11 protein-coding genes are annotated in these 15,705 nt (G+C 72.3%); all 11 read right to left on the bottom strand.

Going from position 1 to position 15,705, the window contains the following annotated elements; all coding sequences use genetic code 11:
* Window positions 1-93: 93 nt before the first annotated feature.
* The 11 genes from ACFYSC_RS25440 to ACFYSC_RS25390 all read right to left on the bottom strand — a co-directional run bounded on the left by ACFYSC_RS25440 (window position 94) and on the right by ACFYSC_RS25390 (window position 15,480).
* Window positions 94-519 carry a hypothetical protein gene (locus ACFYSC_RS25440; protein WP_389966361.1) on the bottom strand — a complete coding sequence of 142 codons (426 nt, stop codon included), beginning with the start codon at window positions 517-519 and terminating at the stop codon, window positions 94-96.
* The gene (locus ACFYSC_RS25435) at window positions 516-4,229 is read right to left on the bottom strand and encodes a glycosyltransferase (RefSeq protein WP_389966358.1); all 3,714 of its coding nucleotides are present in this window, start codon (window positions 4,227-4,229) and stop codon (window positions 516-518) included. Before ACFYSC_RS25435 ends, ACFYSC_RS25440 begins: the two co-directional genes overlap by 4 nt.
* A 432-nt stretch (window positions 4,230-4,661) precedes the next feature.
* On the bottom strand, window positions 4,662-5,786 hold the full coding sequence (locus tag ACFYSC_RS25430) for a glycoside hydrolase family 26 protein (RefSeq protein ID WP_389966355.1): 1,125 nt from the start codon (window positions 5,784-5,786) through the stop codon (window positions 4,662-4,664).
* Between the two features lie 283 nt (window positions 5,787-6,069).
* On the bottom strand, window positions 6,070-6,978 hold the full coding sequence (locus tag ACFYSC_RS25425; RefSeq protein ID WP_389966352.1) for a glycosyltransferase family 2 protein: 909 nt from the start codon (window positions 6,976-6,978) through the stop codon (window positions 6,070-6,072).
* A 72-nt stretch (window positions 6,979-7,050) separates the two neighbouring features.
* Entirely contained in the window at window positions 7,051-9,198 is a 2,148-nt protein-coding gene (locus ACFYSC_RS25420; RefSeq protein WP_389966349.1) for a lipopolysaccharide biosynthesis protein, read from the bottom strand.
* Complete coding sequence (locus tag ACFYSC_RS25415) at window positions 9,191-10,015, bottom strand: polysaccharide deacetylase family protein (RefSeq protein ID WP_389966346.1); 825 nt, start codon at window positions 10,013-10,015, stop codon at window positions 9,191-9,193. Before ACFYSC_RS25415 ends, ACFYSC_RS25420 begins: the two co-directional genes overlap by 8 nt.
* Complete coding sequence (locus ACFYSC_RS25410) at window positions 10,012-10,953, bottom strand: glycosyltransferase family 2 protein (RefSeq protein WP_389966343.1); 942 nt, start codon at window positions 10,951-10,953, stop codon at window positions 10,012-10,014. The genes ACFYSC_RS25415 and ACFYSC_RS25410 overlap by 4 nt, the downstream gene beginning before the upstream one ends.
* A 2-nt stretch (window positions 10,954-10,955) precedes the next feature.
* Window positions 10,956-11,786: a glycosyltransferase family 2 protein gene (locus tag ACFYSC_RS25405; protein ID WP_362930052.1), complete on the bottom strand. Its 831-nt coding sequence runs from the start codon at window positions 11,784-11,786 to the stop codon at window positions 10,956-10,958.
* A 180-nt stretch (window positions 11,787-11,966) separates the two neighbouring features.
* Window positions 11,967-13,160, bottom strand: coding sequence for a GNAT family N-acetyltransferase (locus ACFYSC_RS25400; RefSeq protein ID WP_389966339.1), 1,194 nt, complete (start codon window positions 13,158-13,160; stop codon window positions 11,967-11,969).
* Window positions 13,161-13,171: 11 nt separating this feature from the next.
* Window positions 13,172-13,483: a hypothetical protein gene (locus ACFYSC_RS25395; RefSeq protein ID WP_389966336.1), complete on the bottom strand. Its 312-nt coding sequence runs from the start codon at window positions 13,481-13,483 to the stop codon at window positions 13,172-13,174.
* A gap of 230 nt (window positions 13,484-13,713) precedes the next feature.
* Entirely contained in the window at window positions 13,714-15,480 is a 1,767-nt protein-coding gene (locus ACFYSC_RS25390) for a sigma-70 family RNA polymerase sigma factor (RefSeq protein ID WP_389966516.1), read from the bottom strand.
* Window positions 15,481-15,705 lie beyond the last annotated feature (225 nt).

Genomic DNA, 15,705 nt, shown 5'->3' with positions numbered 1-15,705 from the left:
CGCGCCGCTCCCGGCCGCACGGCTCTCCCCACGCGTACGGCCTCCCACCCACACGGTCCCCGGCGTACGGCGGCGGCCGGGCGGTGCCCTACGTCAGGAGGGGTCGGTGGAGGCCGCCACGGCGCGGCGGCGGGCACCGCGACGGGAACGCCGTGCCAGCCGCCCGGTCAGCAGCGCGCCCAGCGCGGCGACCGTGGTGACGGAGGCCAGCGCGATCATCGCCCGGTCCGTGGTGAACGTGCCGCTCATGAAGAACGCCTCGCTCACGATCATCCCGAGGGCCACGCTGAGGGCCAGGGCGAGCGCCGTGCTCTCCGTGGCGTCCCCGGCGTGGTCACGGCGTCCGAACAGCGGGCGCGCCAGTGCCAGCACGGCGGTCCCCGGGCAGGTGAGCATGAAGACGATCGTCACCGTGACCCGCAGGAAGCCCACGTCGGCCACGTGCGTCACCAGCAGGGCCAGCCATCCGGTGAGGGCGAGCAGCGGCATCGGCCAGCTCGGCCGGTTCGAGGGGGTCACTTGCTCTTCTCCGGGATCATCTCGTAGACGACGCCCCCGGGGGTGCGCAGGAGCAGCTTGAAACGGCTCGACGCGGCGGCGCTCTTGTCGAGCCGGTCCACCGTCCCCTTGGGGAAGGTGCCCGCGGTCTCGGTGGCGGCCTTCTGCGCCCGGTTGATGATCAGATACGCCTTGCCGTCCGGCGGAAGCCAGGACATCAGCCTGGTCAGCGACGGTATCGGATTCTTGATCATCTCCGGCAGGGTGGGGACGTTGTCGGGCAGGTCCTTCACGGCGGTGCGTGACGGCGGCAGCTCGTCCAGCCAGGTGCGATCGTAGCGCTCGTAGTAGTCGTAGGCCCCGGGGAGGACGAACGTGGGCGCGATGATCTGCGAGCCGGGCGGTGCGACCTTGTAGACCGCCTGGACGAGCGCGACCTCCTCGGGGGTGAAGTAGTTCGTCTGCTCCTTGCCGTAGTTGCCGAAGAAGAATCCGGTGACCATCAGCAGGAAGACGAGCGGCAGCACCGTCAGGCGGACCCACTCCCGGCGGGCCGGCAGGAAGAGGGCCGCGGCCAGGAACGCGGTCAGCGGCAGCGTGAACAGGTAGACCCGGAAGACGATCTCGCCGCCGTAGCTTCCGCCGGCGAGGAACAGCAGCGGGCTCAGCCCGATCGCGACCAGTGGCAGCCACGCTCGCCTGAGCAGGTGGCGGCGCTTGTAGGCTCCGGCCAGCGCCAGCAGCCACAGCCCGGCGGACAGCGCGCGGTCGGCGTAGGCGACGATCACCTGACCCGGGGAGGCGTCACCGAGGGCGATGAGGCCGTCGTCGAGGTTGCCGCCGGCGTCGCCGAGCGACTCGAGGATGTCCCCCAGACGCTCCTCCAGGAGTTGCCGGGCGGCCAGCAGGTCCCACCCCACCACGACGATCGCGGTGACCGCCAGGATGCCGAGGTTGCGGTGGCGGCGCAGCAGGACCAGGGAGAAGAGCGCGGCCGTCAGCACCAGCGGGGTGAGCTGGTGGGAGGAGGCGATGCCCAGGACGACGACGACCAGCAGGCAGGACCAGATCAGGCGGGTCCGGGTGCCGGAGACGGGCGGAGGCTCGGCGGCCAGCGCCTCGGGATCCTCGCCGGCCCGGATCGGGCCGCGCCGGAAGCGCCTGACCACGACCGAGAGCACGATCAGGTAGAGGACGAGGGTGGTGGCCTGGGGGGAGAAGTAGTCCTGCCCGACCCAGGAGCAGGAGAAGTAGATCCACACCGCGCCCCACACCAGCTGCCGGTTGCGGGTCACCGTTCGCCAGAGCAGCAGCAACGGCAGGAGCAGCGCGGCGTTGAAGGCGGCCGGTCCCCACACGGCGATGCCGAGGGCGTTCTCCAGTCCCGCGGCCCTCGTCATGAGGGCGAAGAAGGAGAAGAACCCCGGCCACTGGTGGTAGGCCGACAGCGACGTGACACTGTGGTCGGTCGCGCCGTACCTGATCAGGTAGTCGATGACCGAGACGTGCTTCCACGCCCAGGAGTAGCGCAGCGACGGGTAGAGCAGGGCGGGGGTCGCGTGGAGCACGGCGATCAGCACGAGCACGTAGCCCGCGTGCCATAACTCCAGGGCCTCCCGGTCGCCCAGCAGGCAGACGAATCCGATCACCATGACCGCGATCGCCAGCCAGAACGTGACCGGCATGACCGTGATCAGCCCGAGGTCGGTCATCCCGTCGAGGTGGACGCCTCGGAGCGACAGCCCCCACAGGATGCTGGCCAGCGGCAGCGACGTGCGGGAGACGAACCAGGTCAGGGTGCTCACCTGCCGGGCGGTCCCCTCGGTGCGCGTGGTCCGCAGCCGCCGGGCGACGTAGCCGGCGTTGACCGCCGCCAGGCCGAGGAGCATGACCAGCAGGGCCTTCCAGCCCTTGACGTCCACCGGGCCGGTGAAGGTGACGGCCCGGAAGATCGCCTTGGGCAGCCCGGCCCGGACGGGCGCCAGGTGGGCCAGTGCCCCCTCCCGTCCGCTGGCCCGCCGCGGCACGCCCGCCTGCGACCGGCCCTCGGCGAAGCACCGGGCCAGGAAGTAGGACAGGCGGGCCCGGCGCGGCGGGACGTTCAGCCGCACGGCGGCCGAGGGCTCGTGGATCAGCTTCGCCTCGGGCGCGAGCTCCCGCAGGCGGGAGCGGAGCTCGGTCGCGGTCCCCCCGGTGGGCTCGGCGGCGGCGTCGCCCGCGCGGCGGTCCAGCGTCTCGGGGAAGCCGCCCGCCTCGGACAGCGTCCGGCGCCGGAACGACAGGGCGCCGCCGTACAGGTCGTCGATCTCCTCGGTCTCCTCGGGTGCGCCGGTGCACGGCACCCCCAGGACCCAGGACAGCTCGGTGGGGAACCAGTCGGGACGGCCGGCGCTCCAGCGCGGCGTCACCCGGCCGCGCACCGCGACCACGTCGTCGGCGTAGGCGGCCAGCAGTGACGCCGACCATCCGGGCTCGGGCAGTGAGCCTTCGTCCAGGAAAGCGATCACGTCGCCGCGGGCGTTCGCCAGCCCGAGGTTGCGCGCCGCGGCCGCGCCGCCCGCCTCACGCCCCGGCAGCACCGTGACGCCGGCGAGCTCGGCCTCGGCCCAGGAGGCCAGCTCCGGACACTGGTCGACGACCAGGATGATCTCCTCGGGCGCCGGGTCCTGGGCGCGCAGCGCCGCGACCGTGGCGGTCAGCCGGGCCCGGGAGTCCATGGAGTCGGCGGCGAGGACCACCGACAGGGACGGCTCCGCGGTCCGTGCCGCCGTCCTCCCGGCCGTCAGCACCGAACCGGCGGACACCGCGCCGGACGATTCGCCGGACGGTACGGACGAGGGTACGGAGGACCCGCGGGCCCGCGAGCTCAGGAGGTCGGCCGGGACGCGCCAGCTCACGGTGGCGTCGTCGTCCTCCACGGGGGGAGCGAGGACGACGAGCTCCTCGGCTCCCTCTTCCTCCCCGGGTGTGTCGCCTTCGTCGCTCCCGCCTTCGGGTGAGGCGTCGCCGGACGGGGTCCGGGACGAGGCCGGGGGTGAGGCGTCATCCGCCTCCTCGTCCGCGTCGCTCTCGCCGTCCCGGCCGGTCCCGTCACCGGGTGAGGCGCCTTCGTCCTCGCCGCCTGGTGAGGCGTCCGTGTCCGTGTCCTCCTCCGCGATGAGGATCTCGATCTCGTCCTCGTCACGGTCGCCGGCTCCGTCGCGGGCTCTGCCACGGTCTTCGCTGTCGCTGTCGCTGTCGCTGTCGCTGTCGCTGTCGCGGGCGTCGGCGCGGAGCGCCGCGAGCGAGGCGCCGGTCACGACGACGGTCGCGCCCTCCGCACCGGGTCCGCCCCGGCCGGGGACCGCGTCCTCCTCGGCGGACCCGTCCCTGTCGGCGGGCCCGCCGGGGGCCTCCTCGTCGGCGGGTCCGTCACCACCGGGGACCTCGTCCCCTGTTTCGTCCTCGGTCCGGTCCTGGCTCTCGGTCCGGTCCTGGCTCTCGGTCCGGTCCTCGGTCCGCAGGACGGGCCACACGGGCCAGAAGGGCTCGTCATCCTCGCCGTCCGAGGCCGCTTCGTGGCCGGCGATGCCGCCCGAGGGCTCCTCGTCGCCGACGGCGCCGTCCGGGGGTTCCCCGGACGCGACGGTGCGACCCGAGGCCGCTCCGGACGCGGTCCCGCCGCCCGAGGGTTCAGCCTCGTCCGAAGACTCCCCGCCGTCCGTGGACTGCTCCTCGTGCGAGGACTCCACACGGTCCGGCGACTTCCCGCCGTCCGTGGGCTCAGCCTCGTCCGTGGGCTCCTCGTCGCCCCGGGAACGTTCCGGCGTCCCGGACGCCTCGGTCTCCCCGGGGCTTCCGGGAGGCGCGGCCGGAGTGGACGGCGGTCGCGAGAACGCTCGGGTGGCCGGCTCCTCGTTGACTTCTTCGGCCTTCCTGCCCGCCACGTCGCCCTCTCCCGGTCCCCGTCATGCCAATGCCAGACCCCGACTTTACTCCGCGCGGATTCTCCTCCGTGCCTGGCTGCCGGGACTCCCGCCTGGCGTGTTCCATCGGGATCCACCAGATTCCCGGCATACCGCCGTCCGAGGCCGGGTCCCTTCCCGGCGCGGTGCCGTCATCGCCCGCGCCCGTCGCCGAAGCGCCGCCGTCCGGGTCGTCCCCGGGCGGCGGCGCGTCGTCGCTCAGCCCGTGGCCTGCGCCTCGCCGCCCTGCGCCGCGCCCGGCTGCTTGAAGTAGGGGTCCCGGCCGGCCTCGGCGAACGCCTCCATGACGCCGGAACCTGTCAGCCTGAAGTCACAGGACTCGCCGTCGACGTTGTTCCACTGGATGAACGCCTTGAGGTTGGGCATCGTCTTCGCCACGTCCGGGATGTCGCGGTACCAGTCGGCACGCGCGGAGGAGTCGCTCTTGTCGCTCTCGGTGCCGTACTCGGCCAGCATCATCGGCTTGCCCGCGAAGCCGTTCTCCTGGAACCAGTCGTAGGTGGGCCGCACCGTCTTCTCGAAGTCCTGCCAGGGGGCCTTGCGGCAGGAGGCGAAGTTGTAGGGGTCGTAGCTGATCCAGTCGACGTAGTCGTCGCCCGGGTAGTACGACTTCCACCGGTCGCGGAACGGGTAGTAGCCGGTGACGCCCCAGACCCAGACGGCGTTGTCCGCGCCCTCCTGGCGGAAGCCGTCGACGATGTGCTTGTAGGCCGCGATGTAGTCCTTCGGGTCCTGGCCGGTCTCGTCACGGTCCTTCTCGCCGTCGAAGCCGACCAGCACGGGCTTGCCGTACTCCCTGACCCGGGCGGCCTGGTCGATGATGGCCTGGTCGTAGTATCCGGCCGCGATCTCCTTCCAGGGGATGTCGAGGTTGTCGCTCCAGATCGACGACTCCCAGCCGAGGAGGGTGAGACGGTCGGAGCTCAGCGCGACCTCGCCGTCCCGGAAGAACCGCCCGGACGGGCTGTCGGACATGTCGTGGTAGCTGATAGTGATGTCCAGCTTGCGGCCGATCTGCTTCTCGACGGCCTCCACGCCGGAGACGAGCTGGGCGTCACTGGTCACCGGCACGTGCATGCCCCACCAGGCCCCGCAGGGCGGCACGAGCTTGTCGGTGGGAGCGCAGGAGGTGGGAGAGGCGCTCTCTCCGGGGATCGTCGGGGGAGGGGGCGCGGCCGCCTCGCGATCGCCGCCGCCTCTGGAGACGAGTGCGTAGACGCCCGCCGCGGCCACGAGAACGCCGGCCAGGGCGACGAGCAGCCACCGTGAGACCGGGGATTTCCCCGCGGGTCTGGCGTGCCTTCTGTTTCCAGGCTGGCTCATGAGTCCGTCCGAGTGGGTGAGGCCGAGAGAACGGTGACGATCAACATAGAGCGCGTCTTCTCAGGTCGTTCGAATTTTAATTGATTTTTATATGAGATCATGCCCGTCCGCTGTTATGGCGAGCATAAGGAGACGCGCTTAACCGCAGGTGGTCGCCGCTTCTGCCGTTTCTTACGGTTTCCTGTGAATCTGTGGACTCACGGATTCCATCGGTTTCCGCCGGACGCCGCTTTCTCCGGTCCCCCGTGGACGCGAATCCCGCCGCGGCGGGGTCTGGCGTCCGTCAGATGCCGCGGCCGATCCGCAGCAGCCGGCTCACGATCGCATCGGCGGGAACCCCGGCGATCACGGCCAGCGCGAGGTAGGCGCGCGGCTCCCAGGGGCGCTTGCGCACGGTGCGGCCGATCCAGCGCAGCGCCTGCGAGGAGTGGCCCATGGACGCCTCGGCGAAGGCGATCTTCCCGCTGAGCTGCGCGTAGCCGCCCGCCCCGGCGAACTCCGGGTACTGGTCCAGTATCCAGCGCAGCGCCTCGGAGACGGTCGCGCTGATGTCGACGAAGGAGAAGTAGGAGGAGTTGTGCATCCGCAGCCGCACCCCGATCTCGGGGAGGTTGGTGATCGGCCCCAGCTTGGCGGCCCGGAGCTGCAGCTCGTAGTCCTCCCCGTAGCCGCCGGGCAGCTCCTCGCTGACCAGCCCGAAACCGTCCACCAGCGCCTCGCGCCGCATCAGGTAGGTCGAGGGGTGCATCGCGGGGAGCTGCTTGTTCAGCAGGTCGCGCAGGGTCACCGAGGTCATGGGGATCGACCTGGGATAGGAGGAGGTGTCGTTGAACATCTCCACCCCGCAGGTCACGAAGTGCCCGTCGCCGAGCGCGGCCACCTGGGCGCGGAGTTTGTGCGGCAGCCACAGGTCGGTGTCGTCGCAGAAGGCGACCAGCTCGCTGTCGGCCATGAGGCTGCCGGTGTTGCGGGCCCCCGCGATCCCCGGCTGCCGCTTGTTCGGGGTGACCAGCACGCGGCGTCCCGGGGCGTCGGACGCGAACGACTCGTCCGTGTCGCTCTGGTCGAAGACGGCGACGCACGTCACGTCGCCCGGGTAGTCCTGGCCGAGGATCGAGTCGATCGTCTCACGGAGCAAGTCGGGGCGGTTGCGGGTGGGAATGACTGCGGTGACCGCCGGCCAGTCGTTCACGATGGGTCCTTTCAATGGAGCTTGAGCTGTGGGGAGACGCAGGTCGAGCGCCGTGGCGGCAGTCTAGGTGGTTCAGGCCGCCGTTCTCAGAGGCTCGTCCGTCGAGGAGACGGCCGGCTCGGGTCCGCGCCGTGTCCTGCGCGCCGGTGTCAGCGCCAGCGCGGCGGCGCACAGGCCGAGCAGGACGGCCAGGGCCACCTGCGGGGACCCCGTCGAGACGAGCCGGAAGACGATCGTCACCAGCATCACCGCGGGCCAGCGCAGCCGCTCACCGGCACGGAGCGTCCGTACGGCCAGCGCCGCCGGAGCCAGCGCGGCCACCGCGAAGGCGGCCGGCGCCCACGCCAGCAGCCAGGTCGGGTCGGTCAGGCCCATGGCACGCGCCAGGAAGGCCGGCAGCGCCAGCAGCAGGTCGCCGCCCGGGGCCTCGCCGGTGGTCATGATCCGCAGCACCCGGCCGGCGAGCTCCGCGGCCGGACCGGCCTGCGCCGCGGTGGCGTTCAGGCACACCGCGACGGCGACGAGCTGCGTCCACAGTACCGGGCGGCGGCGGTTCATCAGCAGCTCGGCGGCGAAGGCCACGATCAGCAGCCCGGCGCCGGCGACGGCCGCGGCGGTGGACGGGAACGACGGGGCGCCGCCGGACACGGCGGCGAGCGCGACCACCGCCAGTCCCTCGGCGGTGATCAGCGGCGGCAGCCAGGCTCTGGCCCGCACCGCCAGGGGCACGCGGGGCCGTACGGGTGCGGCCTCCCGCCCCGCGGCCCGGTCCGGGCCGTGCGCCGCCGACGACGCCACGGTCGCCACGGTGGGCTGGGCGTCCACGATCATCATCACCAGGGTCGGGGTCTCGTCCGGCGAGAGATCGGCCTCCGCGGCCGGGGCCTGCGGCGCCGCGCGTAGCACGGAGACCAGGCCGGGCGTGACGACGGCCACCACGACCAGCTGGGCGGTCAGCGCGCCGATGCCCACGCCGGTGATGCCGTAGAGCCGGAAGAAGACGAACGACAGGCTCACGACCAGCACGCACAGGAGCGCCTGGAGCATCAGGAGCGTCCGTACCCGGCTGCGCGCGCGGAGCACACCGAGATAGATCTCGATCACCGCGTGCGGCAGGCACGCGAGGGCCAGCAGCCGCAGCACCGCCGCCCCGTGATCGGCGTAGGCGGGACCCCAGCCCAGGCGCAGCACGAGCGGCGCGCTCAGCGCGGCCACGGTGACCACCGGGACCAGCAGCATCAGGGTCCGCCGCAGCGCGAGGCGGCACTTGCCGGCCAGCAGCGAGGGGTCGCCGGAGCCCTCGATGGTCAGCGAGATGGCCATGTTGAGGGCGAGCATGTCGAAGACGCCGACGAGCGTGACGGCCGCGCCGTAGTATCCGGCGACCTTCGCGTCGACGCCGCCCGACACGATCGCCGGCACGAGGTAGACGCTGATGAGGATGAGCAGCGTGCCGGGGAAGTCCCCGGCGAGGAAGCGGCCGATGCGGCGCGGGCGGGGCGGGGCGCGGTGGGCGCCCCTGGCGGCGGCCATCGGCGACAGCCTGCCGAAGATCGCGATGCTGATCGGCACGACGGTGATCGCCACCGGGATCGTCCAGGCGAGGAAGATCCCGGTGCCGGGGAAGACCGGGGCCAGCACCGCCACCAGGACGATCTTGGCGATTCCGACGCCCACCCCGATCAGCGGCACCCAGGTGGCCTTGCCCAGGGCGGTGAGCACCACGTCCTGGAGGGTGAAGACCGACCACAGGACGACCGATAACAGGAACCACCCGGCCGTGCCGATCCCGTGCAGGCTTCCGTAGTTGGGCCCCCAGAGGTCGAGCGTGGCCAGGAAGAAGCCGGTGGCCAGGGCCGCCGCGCCACCGCCCACGAGGTACGCGGCGCCGACGAGCCGCCCGGTCGCCCGCCCGCCCTCGGGCAGGAAGCGGGTCAGCGCGCCGACGAACCCGAACGCGGTCATCGCCGCGAGCAGGCGCATCGCGGCGATGAGCGCGAAGGAACGGCCGTAGTCGCCCTCGGAGTAGAACCGGGCGGCCACCGTCCAGTAGGCGAGCCCCAGGGCGCCCGCGGCGCCCGCGTTGACGATCAGCGAGTAGGCGTTGCGCAGCAGGGGGTCGTTGAGGTCCTTGGGAAGACGGCTCCACAGGTTCTTCAGCGGCCCGTCCCGCGTCACCCGGGTCTCCGCCGTTCCACTGGAGAGACTCGTGTCACTCACCTGCCGTTACCCGCCCCCGCGCGTACAGCGTCGAGACCTGGCGCCACCCGTAGCGTGTGCGGCGCACCAGCGCGTAACCCTTGGTGAGGGCCCGCTCCCGCAGGTAGAGCAGGGGCAGCGCCTCTCCCTCGACGGCCCTGGTGAACTTCGCCATGGACGTCCGCTCGGTGACCGTCAGGCGGGGGATCGAGAGCATCTCGTCGCCTTCCTCGAAGGCGTCGTTCGCCACCGCACAGGCGGTCCAGTACCCGGCCCGGCGCACCTCCCTGCGCACCCGCGCGCTGGAGTAGCCGTAGGGGTAGGCCATCGTGGCCACCGGGCGGTCGATCTGGTCCTCCAGGAGGGTCCGGTTGGTGCGCAGCTCGTTGCGGAGTTCGGCGTCGGGGAGCTGGTCGAGCTGCGGGTGACTGTGGCTGTGCCCGCCGATCTCGATGCCGCAGGAGACGGCCTCGCGGACCTGGCTCCACGCCAGCATCGGCGCCAGCCTGCGCCCGGCCGCGTGGGGGCCGGCGTCCTGGACCCAGCCGCTGGTCACGAAGACCGTGGCGGGATAGCCGAACCGGTCGAGGATCGGCAGCGCGTCGCTGTGGAAGTCGGCGTAGCCGTCGTCGAAGGTGATCGCCACCGGTTTGGCCGGCAGCCTCCCGGTCCGGTGCACGCCCGCGACCAGGTCCGACAGCGTCATCGGGGTGAAGCCCCGGTCGTGCAGCAGGCCGAGCTGATCGGCGAAGCGCCCCGGCGAGACGGCCAGAGGCCGGGTCGCGTCGTTCGGGGTGTCGCTCACCGCGTGGTACATCAGTATCGGAACGCCGGTCATGACCGCCCCAGCCTCAGCCGGGCGGTGCCCACCGCGTACCCCCAGGCGGTCCAGGCCAGGCCGACCATGATCGCCGCGGCCCGGCCGAGGCCGGCGAGGTCGCCCCGCAGCGCCGAGCCGACGCCGCGCAGCACCCCCAGGGGCAGCGTCCTCGTGGCGTAGCTCCGCTCGCTCGACAGGCCGTCCTGGGCGCCGACGCTGGAGGCGACCAGGGCCTTGGACAGGCCCTCGGCGTAGCAGCGCGACCGGAAGTAGGCGAAGCCCATCCGGGGCGCGGGGACCTTGTGGCCGATCACCGCTCCCGGCTCGAACAGCATCACCGACCCGGGGCGCCGCTGGGACAGGCGGATGCAGAACTCGGTCTCCTCGCAGCCCAGCGGGCGGCTCTTACGCCCCTGCACGCTGCGGCCGATCCCGGTGTGGAAGCCGCCGACCTCGCCGACGACCTCGCGGCGGAAGGCGGCGTTGCCGCCCATGACGTTGCGGATCGGAGCCCGGACCGTGGGCATGCCCCGGTAGGTGCAGCCCACGGTCCAGTCGAACTCCTCGGGGAACCAGCGAGGGCGGCGCCCCGTGGCCCACAACGGCCTGGTCAGCCCGCCCACCCCCACGACGGACGGGGTCTGGAAGCCCTCCTCCAAAGCCTCCAGCCAGCCAGGCTCGGCCACCGCGTCGTCGTCCAGATAGGCCACGACATCGCCGGTGGCGATCTCCGCGCCGGTGTTCTTGCCACCGGACAGGCCCTTCTGGTGCGTGTTCTCCACCACGACCACGTCCGGATACTCCTGCTTGAGTCTCAGGTGCAGGTCCGGGTTGTGGTCGACCACGAGGATGACCTCGTACGGCGTGCGTCGCTGGTCCAGCACGGACCGGACGGCCGCCCGGATGTCCTCCCAGCGGTCCTCGGTGTAGACGCAGATGACGACACTGATCTTCATGGCTATGCCGCGCCCTGATCCGCCGCGGGGGTGGCAGTGGGCTCCGGCAGCGCCGCGGCGGGACGCCGGCGGCGCTCGCGCAGGATGGTGCGCAGCACGCGCAGGCCGTCGCGGACGACGTGCAGGTTGCTCTCGCCGTGGATCCGGCACCGCTCGTGGCTGGGCACCTCCTGGATGCGCAGCCCGGCCTTGGCGGCGCGGATGTTCATCAGCGTCTCGACTTCGAAACCCTCGCAGTCGAGGTCGAGGGCCGGCAGGTGCCGGGCCCAGAAGGCGTTGTAGCCGTAGCAGAGGTCGGTGTAGCGGGTGCCGTAGAACCAGTTCACCAGCGTGGTCAGAACCGTGTTGCCGGCCCGGCGGCTGAAGGTCAGGTCGTCGCTGCCGCCGCCCGCGGCGTAGCGCGACCCCTTGACGAAGTCGGCGCCGGTGACCAGGGCGCCCACGAACTGGATGATCTCGTGGCCGTCGGTGGAGCCGTCGGCGTCGATCATCACGATGATGTCGCCCGTGCACGCGGCGAAGCCCGCCGAGAGCGCGTCGCCCTTGCCCTTGCCGCGCTGGGTGACGACCTTCACGTTGGGACGCAGCCGCCGGGCCACGGCCACGGTGTCGTCCACCGAGTTGCCGTCCACGAGGACGATCTCGTCGATCCACTGCGGCAGCGTGGCGAAGACGTGCGGGAGGTTCTCCGCCTCGTTCATAGCGGGCACGACGACGCTGACGGTCGGGGAGACGGCCATGTGCGGGGTGATGGGAGTGAAGCGCTCGATGGGCGGCACCGAGCGCAGCACGCCGAGCTGCTTGGTGTTCTGTCTGACGGTGTCAGGATTCATGATGACGGATGTTCCTTTGGTCCTTCCGCCCGCTCGCCCTCACTCGGGAAATGAGAACGGCGTGACTTCGGTAGAGGGAGCTTGCGTTGGGGACGATCGGGGACGTCGGGGACAGGGACAGGGACTGGAGGGGAAGAGGGGGCCGGGGGCCGTCGAGGGGGGCTGAAGGGGCTGAGGGTGTCAGCGCGCCCGCGACGACTCCTGAGCGGCGGGCCGCTCCGGGACGGCGGACCGTTCCGGGACGGCGGCTCGCGGTTCCCCCGCGGCGGGCCGCGGCGCGAGGCCGTTCTCCCGCGGGGTGGTGCGCGACTGGAGGCTCGACCGTGCCCGGCCGTAGCCCTTGAGCACACGGTCGGCCGCGCGGAACAGCGTGGGGTTCTCCACCACGACGGCGCGAAGCCGGTTGACGGGCACCCGGCGCAGCCACTGGGCGGCCGCGACGGGGGACGGCCGCGAGACGCGCGCCTCGGCGACCATGACGGAACCGGTCTTGAGCCAGTCCTTGTACTCGCGCCCGCCCTTGCCCATGTCCACCTGCGCGAGACCCGCCGCGGCGGCGTGCTCGGCCATGTGCAGGTGGTGCATGATCCCGGGCGAGTACCGCGCGTACTCGGGGTCGTAGGCGGGGAACCACCCGACGAGGGTGGTCTCCGTACGGAGGCCGAAGTGCCCGGCGACGGGCGTGTCACCGGCGTAGAGCATGGTCAGGACGCCCGCGAAGTCGGCGGACGGCCCGTCGTGCAGCTCCTCGACGAGCCGGACGATCCACGGCTGGGAGAAACGGTCCACGCGGCCGGTCCGCCGGTACTGGTCGGACTTCCAGCCGAGCAGCGTGCGCAGCGTCGCGGGGTCGGCGGAGTCGTACTCGAAGCGGATCTCACCCTGCTCGCGGCCGAGCTTGCGCTCCTTGTAGCGGACCGTCTTGTAGTTCTTGGAGGACTGGGCGCGCACCTGCTCGACGTAGGCGTCGAAGCCGCCGCGGAGGTCCATGAGCGGCGCCGGCCGCACGTCCGTCTCGTACGGGGCGAACGTCGGCTGGCCCGGGACCAGGTACTCGAACTCGAGGGCGGAGATCCCGCAGCCGCGCAGCAGTTCGCGGGAGTCGAGCCGCAGGTCCGGTACGGAGATCAGCCCGTGGCAGGTGGTCAGGAAGCCGCCCAACGGCCTGCCGACGCCCAGGCCGTGCCGCTCGTAGGGGAAGAACCCGGCGATGACGCCGTCGTCCTCGATCACGGCGACCCGCACGTAGTCGCGCAGCCGTCCCATGGCCCGGGTGAACTCCACCGACAGGAAGGGGTTGTCGAGGCTGGGGGAGGCCTTCTGGAGCTCGCGCCACCGTGACGCCTCGGACTCCCCGAGATCCCTCGGACTCACGACGGTGATCTTCACTTCGACCCGGCCCCCTGTTCGGTCCGCAAGCGTGCGTTCTTCGGCTGCAGCAGGCGTAGTACGTAGATGAAGCCGCTGAGCACCGCGATCGTCGCCACTCCGGCGCGAGGCGACCATGCGTCAAGGATCAGCATCGAGGTGGCAAGGGAAACGTTCATGACCAGACTTGCCGCTACCCCTGTCGATATTGCCGTAAGAGAGTCACGATCCCGCAACAGTCCTACCACGGCGACCCCGGGGGTAAGCAAAACGAACAGACCCGTCAAAGCCGGCCGCAGCGGGGTGTCGATCCCCACCAGCGCGATCACGGCGCCCCCGGCGCAGGCCACCGCCAGGATCCACCTGAGCACCACGCGGTGACCCGGCATCTCCTGACTCCCCGATCCGATCTCGTTTCAGCACTCGTCTTCACACGGTTGATCGCAGTCTCATGTGACCAACCACTCCACTGCACGTCAATGCCGACGCCTGGCAGAGGTGCCCGGTTTACAGGATCGTAAAAAGAAATGCCGAATTCGGTCGGCCGAAGGTCAGTGACTCAGGTCGCCTCCGGAGCGCTCGGGACCTCCGCGGAGGTGGCGGAGGAAGGGTCGGACGAGGGGACGGGCAGCGGGTCGCCCGGCGGGTCTTCCTCCTCCTGACCAGGTGCTTCCCAAGAAAGGGCACAGCCGAGGACACGGCCTGCGGCTCTGATCGAGACCCGCCCGGAGCCGCTCTCGCTCGGGTCGGCGGCAGTGACCCATATCACCGCTTTCCTGCCGGCCGTCAGTCGTCCCGAGGCGGGGCTGACGTCCAGCCCGCCCGAGGCGGACGCCGACCACGACAGCGCGCCGCCGCTCGCCGTCAGGCTGACCTGCCCCGCACCCCTGCCGAGGTTCGCGGGACACGAGACGGCCGGCCGCCCGGCCGCCGGTGTCGTCGGAGTCGCGGTGGCCCGGCGGGAGGGGCTGCGCCGGGGAGCGGGCCGCGGCGGAGCGGGCCGGGCAGGGCCCGCGGCGCGCGAGGGGGTGGGGACGGCCGGGGCGGACGTCCTGGATTCGGACCCGTCCTCCTCGTCCCCGGTCGGCTCCGGGTCCTCCGGCGCGGTCTCCCCGGCGTCCGCCGGGTCGCCGGGCACGGGCTCGGAGGGGTCCGCCTCCGGCCCGGGGCCCAGGGAGATCACGGCGGGCTCCCCGGCGGGCGCGGCGCCCCGTGCCGGACCTCCGGCGAAACCGCCTCCGGTGACGGCCACCATCACCCCGGTCGCCGCCAGCACGCAGGCCGCCGCCACGACCGCCGGCTTCGCCCCCCGCGGGGCACGCCGGGCACTCCCGCCCGCCCGGCCCGCGCCTCCACCGGCTCGGCCCGCGCCTCCACCGGCCGGGCCCGCGCTCCCGCCCGTCCGGCCCGTGTCTCCGCCCGTCCGGCCCGCGGCCTCGCGCCCCCGGTCCGTCCTCGCGCGCCGCGCCCCCGCCGTACGGCGCCGCCCCCCGCGCCCCCCGGCGACCACCGGGAACCCGGACCGGTCGAAGCGGCCGACCGGCCCGGCGACGGCGGCACGGGCGTCACGCAGCTCCGGATCCACACAGGTCGCGATGACCCGGCGGCGCAGGGACAGCGGCGCGAAGGCCGCCGGCACCAGGTCGAGCAGCCGTTCGGCCGGCACGTGCCGGCCTCGCCGCTCCATGCAGACCTCGCAGCGGGCGATGTGGCTCGACAGACGCCTGCGCAGCATGGCCGGCAGCGGGCCCTCCAGCGAGTCCACCATGGCCGACAGGTCCGGGCAGTGCGCCCGGCCGACCTTGGCCAGCACCACCGCGGCGGCGGTGTTCTCCAGGTGGTTACGGGCGCGGGCGAGCCGGGCCGCGACCTGCCGGGAGCCCAGACCCAGCACGGCGCCGGCCTCCGCGGCGTCGAGGCCGTGCCGGGCAGACAGCAGCAGGACCTCACGCTCCTGCCCGTCAAGCTCGGCCAGGGTCTCGTGCACCAGGAGGGCCAGCTCCCGCTCACCGGGGTCGTCGGGGAGGTCTTCGGGGTCCATGACCTCCAGGACCGCTGTGCGGGCCGGCTCCCGCGGGTTCCGGGACCGCCCGGCGGACTCCACCCGGGTCAGCGCGTACAGCCACGGGCGCAGCCGTCCCGGGTCGCGCAGCAGGTCCACCCGCTCCCGGGCGGTGACCAGGGCGTCGTGCACGGCGTCGGCCGCGTCGCCGGCCGCGCCGTCACGGTCGCCCAGCAGTGAGTGGGCGTAGTCATGGAGACGGTCGGCATAGGAGTCGTAGAGGGTCGCCGGCGCCGCCGCGCCGGCACGCCGGAGCTCCTCCACCAATCGTCGATCATCGGTTCGGCCTGTGGCCGGCCATCCGGGCACGTGCGTTCCTCCCCGCGGGACGGGCTCGTTCACGGGCCATGCCCGAGACCCCACACGCGTAGGAGACGCCACCCCTGGGCGGCAGGTTGTCCTGAAAGCCCCATGCCATGCGCATACGGTATGAACTGGGGAAACTGTGATTCATGGGGCTGTTGTGAACAGCCTCGTGACGCTCGCCGC

It is taken from the genome of Streptosporangium sp. NPDC004379 (genome assembly GCF_042873875.1).
Classification (GTDB): Bacteria; Actinomycetota; Actinomycetes; order Streptosporangiales; family Streptosporangiaceae; genus Streptosporangium.
This window is presented reverse-complemented; position numbering and strand designations above follow the sequence as displayed.